This is a genomic window from Streptococcus sp. SCPM-O-B-15277 (M60), from assembly GCF_058200335.1.
Genome location: NZ_JBYQGR010000015.1, coordinates 1 through 388 on the forward strand (window position 1 = coordinate 1; position 388 = coordinate 388).

A 388-nucleotide genomic window follows, 5' to 3' on the forward strand; every position below is an offset into this window, starting at 1 on the left:
AGTACCGATTTCTTTGCCTTCTGGTGATTTAGCAACTACTGATGTAGCTGGTTGACCATTTTCGTCAAGAAGAGTAATGGTATCCTTGTCGATTGGTGCAACTGGGTCACCTTCTGTGAAGGTAACAGTACCAGTTTGAACCACACCTTGAGGTGCTACTGATTCAGCTGGAGTTGCTGTTGGTGTTACTGGCGTCACTGTTGGTGTGTACTTAGCTGTTACTGGTGTACCGTTCTTATCTACACGCTTAACAGTCACGCCTGTTCCTGTTCCTGTGAATGATTTTTCTGGTACGAATGTAACTGTTCCGTCTGGTGCTACTGTGTAAGTTCCTTCACCTGGGATAGTCTTAGTTGTTGAACCATCTTCGAATGTTGCTGGAACATCA

General features: G+C 44.8%; 1 protein-coding gene. It reads right to left on the minus strand.

The genetic code is table 11. From position 1 onward, the window contains the following. A partial coding sequence (locus tag AC3E9F_RS08455) for a hypothetical protein (RefSeq protein ID WP_490673008.1) occupies positions 1-388 on the minus strand: 388 nt, incomplete at both ends.